This is a genomic window from Streptomyces echinoruber (assembly GCF_014651135.1).
Classification (GTDB): Bacteria; Actinomycetota; Actinomycetes; order Streptomycetales; family Streptomycetaceae; genus Streptomyces; species Streptomyces echinoruber.
On the sequence record NZ_BMWH01000008.1, the window covers coordinates 126,547 to 138,536 of the forward strand.

Consider the following 11,990-nt stretch of genomic DNA (forward strand, 5'->3'; position numbering starts at 1 on the left):
CTCGCCGGCCGCCGCGAACACCGCAAAGAGCTCTCTGACCTGTGCTTTTCCTCTCTCCGTGCCTCCTGACGTGTTTTCGATGACCTCGCACGTGGAGTGCGTGGCGATCCTGGATCCCACCGCGAAGAGCCTCTGACCTGGTGATCCGTCAGGATTCCGAGTATCGGTCCGGTCCGGCCGACCTGTTTCCACAGGCGCAACGGGCCGGGCAATCGGAGGGCTTTTTGACCTGTGTCTTTCATACACGCGCGGTATCTCAAGGGCATCGCGGATGACCAGCTTGCGAACGGTCTTGACGCTCGAATGGCGCTGGCTCCGAAGGCCTGCACGGGGTTTCACATCGTTGCGGTCGTCGTGTCGCCCGCCGGCGCCGTCACACGCCCGGTTGCGTCGTCCGGCCGGTCACCGATCTGCGGGGGTGTCGGCGAGCGCGACGGCGGCGCCCGTCCAGACCGAGTGGGTGCGTTCGTGCGCGAACGCACCTGGAGGTGAGCGTGGACGGGCGTATGAAGTTCAATGCCGTGTCGAGCGGGCCCGTCGGCGGGCCCCGCTCGACACGGACCGCCACCCTTCAGCTCCTGAGGCTCGTCCATACCGACGTTCCGCCGAAGATCCGGTCCAGCGCCCTGTCCGGCAGCAGCCTCGACAGGACGCGACTGCCGGCCGCGTCCCGGCCGACGGTGTAGCGGGTCCTGGGCCGCTCGGCGACCAGCGCACGGAAGACCACCCGGGCGACATCGCCGGGGGTGGTGCGGCTGCTGCGCGCGGAAGTCTCGTTGGCCTCCATAAAGCCCAGGAACGCGTTCCGGTAGAGCTCTTGGACCGGCTGCGGGACGCTCTCCAGTGCCCGATTGCCCGCCTCGGACATCTTGTCCCAGAGGGGGGTCGGAACGGCGCCCGGCTGGACCACCACAACAGGAATCCGCTGCGGGGCGAGCTCGCGGCGGAGGGCGTCACTGAGGGCCTCCTTGGCGAACTGGGAGGCGGCATAGGCGCCGAGGTAGGGGAGCGCGACGTTCCCGAGGCCCGAGGACACGTTGACGATCCGCCCGGCGCCGGTTCGCAGCAGCGGCAGGAACCCCTGGATCACCTGCACCTGACCGATCACATTGATGTCGAGCTGCCGACGCAGCAGCTCCACCGGTACGCACTCCAGAGGGGCCGTGACCGCGATACCCGCGTTGTTGACCAGCCCCCACAGCCCGGCCTCACCGGTCAGCTCGGTGACCTCGTGGACGGCTGCCCGGATCGACTTCTCATCCGTCACGTCGATGATCACCGGGGTCAGCCGGCCGGTGGCGGCCGCGCGCAGCCGTTCTCCGTCCTCGGACCGGCGGACTCCGGCGATGGTGTGATACCCGACCCGGGACATGTGGAGCGCGCACGCTTCTCCCAGGCCGGAGGAGGCCCCGGTGATCAGTACGGCCCGGCCCGCGGGTGACGTCGGACCCGACGATTTCGACACGTGCTCACTCCAGTTCGAGACATGGACGGGGACAGGGCCGTGTCCGGCGTCCGTCGGCGAGTCACTCCGCCCACGTGCCGTAATGGCCCCAACAATGCGATCGGCTTCCGTTTTGTTTGTTCATGACGGATATCGGCCGCACCACACAGTAGAGGGCGTTTCCGGTCGGGCGCGGACTGGCGCGCGTGGAGAACCGTTCCGTGCCCTCCGGGACGGGAGGCTTCGTACTCCTGCGGGTGCACGGTTCGGCCGAAGGGGTGAAAGGCGGAGCCAGGCGGTCTCCGAGAGGTGTGCTCCACAACCGGTCAAGGAATGGTTGTCGTGACCCCCTTCGCCTCCAAGGAGGACGCGTGACCGCTGCTGTGCAGGACCTCATCACCGTCAAGCTCGAACGTACCTTCGACACCATGGATGCCGACCACGACGGCTACCTGGACTGGACGGACTACCAGAAGCTCGCCGACCGCTACATCCAGGCGTACGGCCTTTCCAAGGACGACCGCCGGGCCAGGGCGCTGCAGAGCTTCTGCCAGATCTACTGGCTGGAGCTGCTGCGCCACGCGGGCGTGGACGGGGACCGGCTGACGAAGGACCAGTTCGTCACGGCCAACCGCCTCGCGGTCATCGACACCAGCCGGCTGAACGTCACCGAAGGCGGTGGCCACGCGATCTTCGACGTCATCGATGTCGACGGCGACAACGAGATCAGCAAGGACGAGTTCGCCCGCTTCCTGCGGGACGTGTGGAAGTCCGAGGCGCCCGAGGCAATGGACATGTTCACCAAGCTGGACACCGACGGGGACGGCGTGATCTCGCGCTACGAGTTCATCCGCGCGGTCCGTGAGCACTTCCTCTCGAACGACCCCGACGCACCGGGCAGCCTGTTCTTCGGGCGTGTCTGAGCGGCTCCGCGCGAGCCGATCCCGCAGCCGCACTCCGAGTCATCTCTGCCCGACCGGCGGCGGTGCTCGGAGCGCGGCTGCCGCGCTCGTCCTGGCGGACACGACCGGTGAACCGCCGCTCGGCACGGGTCTTTCCGGCAGACGGGTGACGCCCGTACCGCCGACGAGGTGAAGCCGAGGTCTGTCCGCTCCGTGTGAGGTGCCTCGCTGGTCATGATCGATACGTTCACCTCTCTCGCACCGCAGGACGAGTCGTGCAGGTCGGCGGCTCCCGTCCGCAGCCCCGGCAAGAGGCTCGCGACCAACCGTGAAAGGCCGCCCATGCTGACGCACCACCGCCATACGTCCGGCGAAGTGGGAACCTTCTACGACCGTCACACCGATGTGTACGACCGTGCGCTCGGCGGCAACATCCACGTCGGCTACTGGGACGACGACGCGGACGACAGCTCGATGCAGGTGGCCACCGACCGTCTGACGGACCTCGTCACCGAACGCCTCGCCCCAAAGGAGGGCCAGCACCTGCTCGACGTGGGCTGCGGCCACGGGAGCACCGCGGCGCGCATCATCGCCCGCCACGCCGTGCGGATCACCGGCATCAGCGTCAGCGACTACCAAGTGGACCTGGCCAACGGCCGCCCCCAGCCGCCGGGCCTTCCCGGACGGGCCACGTTCCGGCTGGCCGACGCCATGGAGAACCCCTTCCCGGACGGGACGTTCGACGGTGCGTGCGCCATCGAGTCCTTGATGCACATGAAGGACAAGGCGGCGGCCCTCGGACACATCGCACGGGTCCTGCGTCCTGGTGGGCGGCTGGTCATCGCCGAGCACGGCCTGGAAGGCGAACTCGACGGCCCCGACGCGGCCCGCATGGCCGAGGCGTACGCGTACTTCAAGTTCTCCCTGAGCACCGACAGGTACGGGGAACTGCTGCGGAAGGCCGGACTGGAGGTGGTGGACCACACCGACATCACCGACAACGTCCGGCGTTGCTACGACAGCATGATCAGCGGCTGGCGGGACGCCGCACGCGACTCCGGCACGGAGGCGGCGCGCTACTGGGAAACGGCGGCCGACCTTGGCGAGTGGTTCTTCTGCGAGGTCCCGCAGCTCCGTTACGGACTCCTGACCGCCGTCCGCCGCTGAGTGCCCGCTCCTGCCGTCGAGGTGTCATGTCCTTCCTGCCCTCCCGGAACCGCTGCCCCTACCGCTTGGACGGCGGTGCCGCAGACGTCCACGGTGAAGCCGCGGCACTGCGTGCCCTCGGGCCTGCCGCCCGGGTCGAGCTGCCCGGTGGCGTTCCGGCGTGGTCGGTGACCGACCCGGGCCTCGCCCGGCGACTGCTGGTCCATCCCGGGATCTCCAAGGACGCCCACCGGCACTGGCCCGCCTTCATCGACGGTGACCTCCCCGCCGACTGGCCGCTGCGGATCTGGGTCGACATCCGTACCGTCCAGACCGCCTACGGGCCCGACCACAGCCGACTGCGTCATCCGTTGGTTCCCGCGTTCACCGCCCGTCGCGTACGGGCACTCGCCCCGTGGATCGAGGAGACCACCGGCGCACTGCTGGACGACCTCGCCAAGGCGGCTGCCGCCGCCCCCGACGGAGTCGTGGACCTGCGGACGCACTTCGCCTCGCGGCTGCCGTGGCGGGCGGTCACCACGCTGGTCGGTCTGCCGGAGGCCATGCACGACAGGTTCCAGGCCGTCAACGACACCGTCTTCACCACGGATCTGAGCGCGGAGCGGGCCGACGCCAACGCGGCCGAGGCCGCGCGGCTCCTCGCGGACCTGATCGTGCTCAAGACCGAGCAGCCCGGTGACGACATCGCCAGCGCTCTGGTCGACGCACATCGTGAGGGTCTGATCGACGAGCGGGAACTGGCCGACAACATCTGGATGGTGCTCGGCGCCGGCTACGGGACCACGGCGAACCTGCTCGACCACGCCGTGGTCAACCTGCTCACGCATCCTGATCAGCTGGACCTTGCCCTGTCGGGCCGGGTCGGCTGGGACCAGGTCGTGGAGGAGACCCTGCGGCACCAGGCTCCGGTGGCCAGCTTCATGATGCGCTTTCCCACCGAGGACCTGTACGACGAGCCGACCGGGCTGACGTTCGCGCGGGGTGAAGCCCTCGTCATCAACTATGCGGCGATCGGCCGAGACCCCCGGGTGCACGGCGCGGACGCCGATCTGTTCGACATCACCCGCACCACCGCCCGCGAGCACCTGGCTTTCAGTCACGGCCCCACCTACTGCCTGGGGGCCGAGCTCGCCCGTCTCGAAGGGCGCGTCGCACTGTCCGCACTCTTCGCCCGGTTCCCCACCCTCGGACTCGCCGTCGGGCGCGACTGTCTGACTCCGCTCCCTTCCCTCATCTTCAACGGGCACCGGGAGATCCCGGTACGGCTCGAAGGAAACGTCCACAGTTGAACACTCATCCTCAAGCGCGGCACCAGTTGACGGCGTACCAGCGGGACGTGTGGGCCGTCGGCTCCCAGGAACCGGAATCACCGCAGTTCAACTGCGTCCTCCATGAGCTTCTGCGTGGTGTTGTCGACCATCGCAGGTTTGCCGCCTGCGCGGAGCGTGTGCTGTACCGCCATGAGACGTTCCGGCTGCGGTTCTCCCACAGCGCCGGCGTCCCCTTCCAGTGGGTGGCACGGGAGAAGGTGCCGGTCGCCGTGCTCGACCTCTCGCACGAGTCCGAGCCGGACACCGCCTGCACCGCGTGGATGCGCAGGTCGCTGGCCGACGCCCTGCCGCTCGACGGCGGCCCCCTGGCCGAAGTGACCCTCCTGCTGGAGAGCCCGGACGTCACGCACCTGCACATCAAGGCACACCACATCGTCGCCGACGGCTGGTCACTCGACCGGCTGAGCCACGAGATCCTCCAGGAGTACGCCCGGGAGTCGGACGGCGATCCGCGCGGGAGCGCCCGGGAGACACCCTCCTACCTGGCGCTCGTCGAAGAGGACGCCGCCTACTGCTCGGGGACGGACGGCGAGCGCGACCGTGCCTTCTACCGGGAATACCTCCTGGGCGCGGCCCCCGCGCTCTTCACCCGCAGGACGGACGGCGGCCCACGTGAACGCGGCCGTCACTCGTTCGTGATCGACGGTGCTCTCATCGAGCGTGTCCGCGCCGCAGGCCACTGGCCCTTCACCTACGTCGCGGCCATGCTCAGCATCTACCTGACGCGTCTGCACAGGAGCGGGGAGGTGGTCCTCGGCGTCCCCTTCCTCAACCGCCCGACGGAGCGGCACAGAGACGTCCTCGGCCAGCTCGCCAACACCCTGCCGCTCCGAGTCGCGGCGCCCGGCGGGCTGACGCTCCGGGAACTGCTCACCGGGATCCAGAGCACGACCCGCGAGCTGCGGCGTCACGAGCGGCTCTCGCTCGGCGACATCCTGCGGGAAGCGCCCGCGGCGGCGCGGGGCCCACGGCAGCTCTTCGACGTGACGCTCTCCTACCTGAACTGGTCCCGGCCCAAAACTCCGGGAATCGTGCGGCGGACCCACCTGATGGCCCCCTCGCACGACCGGGACGCACTGGGTGTCCTGGTGTCCGCCTTCGACGACACGACCGACGTCCGTGTCGACCTGGACTACGCCCGGGACGTCTTCGACGAGGACCTTCCCATCACCTCCGTGGCGGGCCACCTCACCACGCTCCTGGAGCACGGTGTGGACCTGCTGGACAGGCCGCTGTCCGACGTGCCCATGCTGTCGCCGGCCGAGTACGAGGATCTCACCGCCGGGCGTGCCCACGGCCCGCGCGTCCCCTACGCGGAGAAGGCCACCCTGCACGGGTTGTTCGAGGCGCAGTCCGCCCGTCGGCCGGACCGGACAGCGGTCATCGCGGCGTCCGGGGAGACGCTGACCTACGCCGGACTCGACGAGCGCGCCAACCGTGTCGCGCGGGCCCTGCGCGCGGAGGGCATCGGCCCGGACGACCGTGTCGCGGTGATGATGGAGCGGGGGCCGCGGCTGCCGGTCGTGCTGCTCGGCACTCTGAAGTCCGGCGGCGCCTACGTACCGGTGGACCCCGGCTACCCGGCCGAGCGGGTGGACTTCCTGCTGCGTGACAGCCGGGCCAAGGTGGTGATCGTCGACGACGGCGCTCCCGGCGGCCTCCACACGGACGTGACGGTGCGGTGCGTCGGCGACCTGCTGACCGGCAGCGGCGCCCCGGTCGAACCGCTCGCCACCTCCCGTGACCTCGCCTATGTCATCTACACCTCCGGTTCGACCGGACATCCCAAGGGCGTCATGGTCGAGCACCGCAGCGTGGTCAACCGCCTCGCTTGGATGCAACGCCGCTACCCGATCGGAGAAGGGGACGTCCTCCTGCAGAAGACCCCGGTGTCCTTCGACGTCTCGGTGTGGGAGCTGTTCTGGTGGGCCGTCGAGGGGGCGGCCGTGGCCCTGCTGCCGCCCGGCGGCCAGCGGGACCCCCGTGAGGTTCTTCGGGCGATCCACGAGCACCGGGTCACCGCCGTGCACTTCGTCCCCTCGATGCTCGGCCCCTTCCTCGACCTGCTGGAGGAGTCGGCGGCGGCACGCGAGGCCATCGGAACCCTGCGGAACGTCTTCTGCAGCGGTGAGGCACTGCCCGGCCCGCGGGTCGAGCAGTTCAACCGCCTGGCCGACCGGTGGCGCCGGGAGAGCGGCGCCGAGCGGCCGGCACGGCTCGTGAACCTGTACGGCCCGACCGAGGCGACGGTCGACGTCTCCTTCTACGACTGCCCGGCCGATCCCGCCCACGGCATCCCACGGGTGCCCATCGGCCGGCCGATCGACAACACCGGTCTGTACGTGCTGGGCGCCGACGACCTGCCGCAACCCGTCGGTGTCGCCGGCGAGCTGTGCATCGGCGGAGCCGGCGTCGCCCGTGGGTATCTCGACCGTCCGGAGCTGACCGCCGAGAAGTTCGGCAGCGACCCGTTCGTGCCGGGCGACCGTCTCTACCGCAGCGGGGACCTGGCCCGGTGGCTCGCGGACGGCACCCTGGAGTACCTCGGACGAATCGACGACCAGGTCAAGATCCGAGGCCACCGCGTCGAGCCCGACGAGGTGGCCACCGCCCTGCGCGCGGTCCCCGGGGTACGCGACGCCCTCGTGGTGGGCCACAGCGCCGCCGACCGGAGAACCGTCCTGGCCGGCTACTACGTCGCCGACGCCCCGATCGACACGACGCTGTTGCGCGAGCGGCTCGGACGGACACTGCCGGCGTTCATGGTCCCGGTGACCTTCACCCGGATCGACGGCATTCCGCTGACCCCCAACGGCAAGGCCGACCGCGGCGCGCTTCCCCCACCGCACGACACCCTCCGAGCCACCGAGGCCGGGGTGCCGCGCAACCGTATCGAGGCGGTCCTCGCCGAGGTCTGGGCCCGCGTCCTGGGGCGTGACGTCGTGGGGGTCCACGACGACTACTTCGCTCTCGGCGGCGACTCGATCACCATGCTCAGGGTGCGTGCCGAAGCGGAGGCCCGCGGCCTGCGCTTCTCGCTCACCGACCTCCTGCGCAACCCGACGGTGGCCGGACTCGCGCCGTGCGCGCAGGAGTGCGACGCAACCGGGGGCGAAGCCGTTCCCGCGCCGTTCGCCCTCATGGCCGACGTGGACCGGGCCCGGCTGCGGGACGCCGAGGACGCCTACCCGCTGACCCGGCTCCAGCTCGGCCTGCTCTACCACAGCCGCAGGCACGAGACCTCGGCCAGGTACCGGGACGTCTTTCGGTACACCCTGGAGATGCCCTGGAACGAGGCCGAATTCCGCCGCGCCTTCAACCGGCTGGCGGCACGGCACCCGGTGCTGCGGTCGGCGTTCGACCTGGCCGGCGCCGAACCGCTGCAGGTCGTCCGCCCCGGGGTGCAGGGCGGCCTGGAGATCGCCGACCTGCGTCCGCTCGACGGCGCGGCCGCAGAGGCCGAGGTGCGCGCGCACATCGAGGCACGCCGCCGCCACCCCTATGTGTTCGACCGGCCGCCGTTGTACCTGTTCCGCGCCCATGTGCGGCCCGCCGCCGTCGACCTGGTCCTCAGCTTCCACCACGCGCTGCTCGACGGCGGCAGCGTCGCCACCCTGCTCCGGGAACTGCTCCAGGACTACGCCCACGGCCTCGGCCTGGGCATCGGCTCCGTCGAGGGCACGGCGCCGCCCTCACCGGCGGCCCACGCGCGGCTGGAGCAGGCCGCCCTGAGGTCGGAGGAGACCCGGCGCTACTGGCGCGGCAAGCTGGCCGGCTGCGAGCCCCCGCCGATCGAGTCGTTCTCGCCCCACCTGCCCGGCGCCGACCGCCGGCCGGCCTCCCGGCGGATCGACCTGTCCGCCGCCCTGGTCGAGCGGGTGCGGCGCTTCGCGGCCGGACACGCCCTGCCGGTGAAGTCCGTGCTCTTTGCGGCACACGCTCTGACCCTGGCCGCGTTCGCCGGGACCCGTGAGATCACCACCGGTCTGATCACCCACGGCCGACCCGAATTGGCCGGGGCGGAGCGTACTGCCGGGCTCTTCCTGAACACCGTGCCCGTGCGCCTGGACACCGCGCGGGAGAGCTGGCTGGAGGTGGCGCGTGAAAGCTTCCGCCAGGAGCAGGAGAGCCATCCCCATCGTCGCTACCCGTTGAGCGCCGTTCAGGAGGACCACGGCGGACCCGTCGTGGACACCGCCTTCAACTACGTGCACTTCCACCAGCTCGCCCCCGTCCTAGGGCTGCCCGGCCTGACCCTCAGTAAGTTCCGCACCTGGGAGGAGAACGACTTCCGGCTCCTGGTGAACGCGGTCGTCGAACCGGACGGTACGGGCATGTGGCTGCGGCTCGACTGCGACGGTGCGACGTTTCCGGCCGACCAGGGCGACCTCTACGCGGCCGGCTACCTGCGCATCCTGCACCGCCTGGTGGAACAGCCGCACAGCGAGCCGGACCTCGGCTTCCTCGCTCCCCGGCCCGTCCTCGCCTCTCCCGTGGAGCACCCGACGGTCGTGGCGCGCTTCGCCGAACAGGCCGCGCGCACCCCGGACGCGACCGCCGTGGTGATGGGTGAGCAGCGGTGGAGCTACGCCCGGCTCGCCGAGGCCGCCGAGAACGTGGCCGGGCGGCTGGAGGCGCTCGGTGCCCCGGCGGGCGCCCGGATCGGGATCGCCATGAACCGGTCCCCGCTGACGATGGCGGTGCTCCTGGGCGTCATGCGGGCCGGTTGCGCGGTCGTCCCGATGGACGTCGGTTACCCCGCCGTCCGGCTGGCCACGATGGTGGAGCAGGCACGGCCCTTCCGCGTCGTGGCCGAGGCCCCGTACGCCCACCTCGCCGGTGATCCGGCGCTGCTGCTGCCCGCCGAGTCGGTGGCCGCGCCCGCGCCGCCGCACCGGGCGCGGGGCGGGACCGACGCGGGGAGCACGGCGTATGTCCTGTTCACCTCGGGCTCCACCGGGACCCCCAAGGGTGTCGCCATGCCGCACCGCACCCTGGCCGCCCTGGTGGCCTGGCAGGCCGGGGCGCCCAGCGCTGCCGTGGGCGGTGTCACGCTGCAGTACGCGCCGCTGAGCTTCGACATCTCCTTCCAGGAGATCTTCTCCACACTCTGCTTCGGCGGCACCCTGTGCCTGGCCGGCGACGCGGAACGCCGCGACATGCCCGCACTGCTGCGCCTGCTCGACCGCGAGCGCGTCGAGCAGGTCTTCCTCCCCCCGGTGGCCCTCCAGCAACTCGCCGAAGCCGCCGGCACGCTGGGCATCACCCCGCACACCCTGCGGGTGATGATCACCTGCGGCGAGCAGTTGCGTGTCACCCCGGAGATCCGCGCGCTGTGCGCCCGGCTCCCGGGAGCGGTGCTGGAGAACCAGTACGGTCCGACCGAGACCCACGTGGTCACCGCGTTCACCATGACGGGCGACCCTGCGGCCTTCCCCGCGCTGCCACCGATCGGCGTCGCCATCGACGGGGCCGAGGTGCACGTCCTGGACAAACGGATGCGTCCGGTGCCGACCGGAGCGCGCGGCGACGTCTACCTGGGCGGCGGCTGCCTGGCCGACGGTTACGAGGGCCGCCCGGACCTGACCAAGGAGCGCTTCCTCCCGCATCCCTTCGCGGGCGGAGAGCGGAGACTCTACTACACCGGCGACGTCGGCATGGTGCTGCCTGGCGGAGACGTCGTCTTCCTCGGACGCGACGACGCGCAGGTCAAGGTGCGGGGTTTCCGCGTGGAGCCGGCCGAGGTGGAACTGGCCGTCACCGGTCTCGCGACGCGGTGTCCGGGACTGCGCGACGCCGCGGTGGTGGCCCGCCGGCGGACGGACGGCGAGACCTTCCTCGCCGCCTTCCTCCTCGGCGAGGGCACGGACGAGGACGTGGCCGACGTCCGTGAGCGGTTGCGCGCCACCCTGCCCGACTACATGGTCCCCTCGCACCTGCAATGGGTCTCCCAGTGGCCGCTGACCCCCAGCGGCAAGCGCGACGACGCCGCACTGCGCCGCATGCCGCTGACCGTCCCCGGCCGCGCCCCCGTCGCCGCGCCGCGCGACGCCTACGAGAAGGCCCTGACCGAGATGCTGGCGGACGTGCTGTGCCTGGACACGGTGGGGGTGCACGACAGTCTCTTCGACCTCGGAGGCACCTCCCTGGCCGCGATGCGCTTGGTGGTCCGGATCGAACAGCGCTACCGGGTGTACATCCCCCTCGCGGAGTTCATCGCGGCACCCACCCCCGCCGGACTCGCGGCACGGCTGCGCGACGGCGGGGCGAGCGCCGCGTTCGACCCCCTGGTTCCGATCCGCCCGCAAGGCACCCGCCCGCCGCTGTTCATGGTTCACCCGATGGGCGGCAACGTGCTGTGCTATCTCGCCTTCGCCCGGCACCTGCCCGACGATCAGCCGCTGTACGCGCTCCAGGCCGCCGGAGCCGACCCCGGGACCACACCGCTGCGCAGCGTGGAGGAGCTGGCGGACAGCTACCTCACCGCGTTGCGAACGGTCCAGCCGCACGGCCCCTACACCATCGGTGGATGGTCCTTCGGCGGTTTCGTCGCCTTCGAGATCGCCCGTCGGCTGCGGGCGGCGGGCGAGCAGGCCGCCCTGCTGGTGCTGGACACCACCGCCCTGGACCAGGGACCGCGCGCCGCGCACGACGACGACGGCCTGCTGGAGTGGTTCTTCCACGAACTGCTCTGGCCGCGGGACGGCGGCGCGTCACCGGCGCACATCATCCCTGACGGACTCGGTTCGGCACAGGAGAAGTTCGCGTTCATCGCGCGCATCGCGAGCGAACGGGGTGTTCTGCCGGGCGGCAGCTCCGGAGCCGTCATCCGCCGGCTGTTCGGCGTCTACCGGGCGAACTGGCAGGCGACACTGGATTACCGGCCCCCGCGCGAGCAGCAGGACCTCACCCTGATCCGCGCCGCGGAGCCGTTGCCCGCCGTCCTGTCCGGTCTGCACAGCGCCGCCCGAACCCGTCACCAGGACCCCTGCAACGGCTGGAGCGCCATGACCGGCGGACGGCTCCGGATCGTCACGGTCCCCGGCGACCATCTGACGATCATGGAAGAACCTCACGTGGCACACCTGGCCCGCACCGTCGCGGAGCTGACCGGCGGCCTTGCCCGAACCGGCCGGGAGAGCTGAC

Annotated in this window: 5 protein-coding genes; 4 read left to right on the forward strand and 1 reads right to left on the reverse strand. The window is 70.9% G+C overall.

What is annotated here, in order from left to right; genetic code table 11:
• Positions 1–571 precede the first annotated feature (571 nt).
• Positions 572–1,465: an SDR family oxidoreductase gene (locus IE225_RS13215; RefSeq protein WP_190057659.1), complete on the reverse strand. Its 894-nt coding sequence runs from the start codon at positions 1,463–1,465 to the stop codon at positions 572–574.
• Between the two features lie 350 nt (positions 1,466–1,815).
• Between IE225_RS13215 and IE225_RS13220 the strand changes: the two genes are divergently transcribed.
• From IE225_RS13220 to IE225_RS13235, 4 genes are all read left to right on the forward strand, one after another.
• Positions 1,816–2,367 (forward strand): EF-hand domain-containing protein, encoded by a 552-nt coding sequence (locus IE225_RS13220; protein ID WP_190057660.1) that lies wholly within the window; start codon positions 1,816–1,818, stop codon positions 2,365–2,367.
• 213 nt (positions 2,368–2,580) lie between these two features.
• Entirely contained in the window at positions 2,581–3,513 is a 933-nt protein-coding gene (locus tag IE225_RS13225; protein WP_190057661.1) for an SAM-dependent methyltransferase, read from the forward strand.
• Positions 3,514–3,539: 26 nt separating this feature from the next.
• Positions 3,540–4,802, forward strand: coding sequence for a cytochrome P450 family protein (locus IE225_RS13230; protein WP_190057662.1), 1,263 nt, complete (start codon positions 3,540–3,542; stop codon positions 4,800–4,802).
• Positions 4,799–11,989, forward strand: a complete 7,191-nt coding sequence (locus IE225_RS13235; RefSeq protein ID WP_229879491.1) for a non-ribosomal peptide synthetase — start codon at positions 4,799–4,801, stop codon at positions 11,987–11,989. The genes IE225_RS13230 and IE225_RS13235 overlap by 4 nt, the downstream gene beginning before the upstream one ends.
• The last annotated feature ends 1 nt before the right edge of the window (position 11,990 follow it).

Bases quoted from the DNA above. Each gene is read 5' to 3' on its own strand.
- IE225_RS13225 (WP_190057661.1), top strand. From the start codon at position 2,581: ATGATCGATACGTTCACCTCTCTCGCACCGCAGGACGAGTCGTGCAGG.
- IE225_RS13230 (WP_190057662.1), top strand. From the start codon at position 3,540: ATGTCCTTCCTGCCCTCCCGGAACCGCTGCCCCTACCGCTTGGACGGC.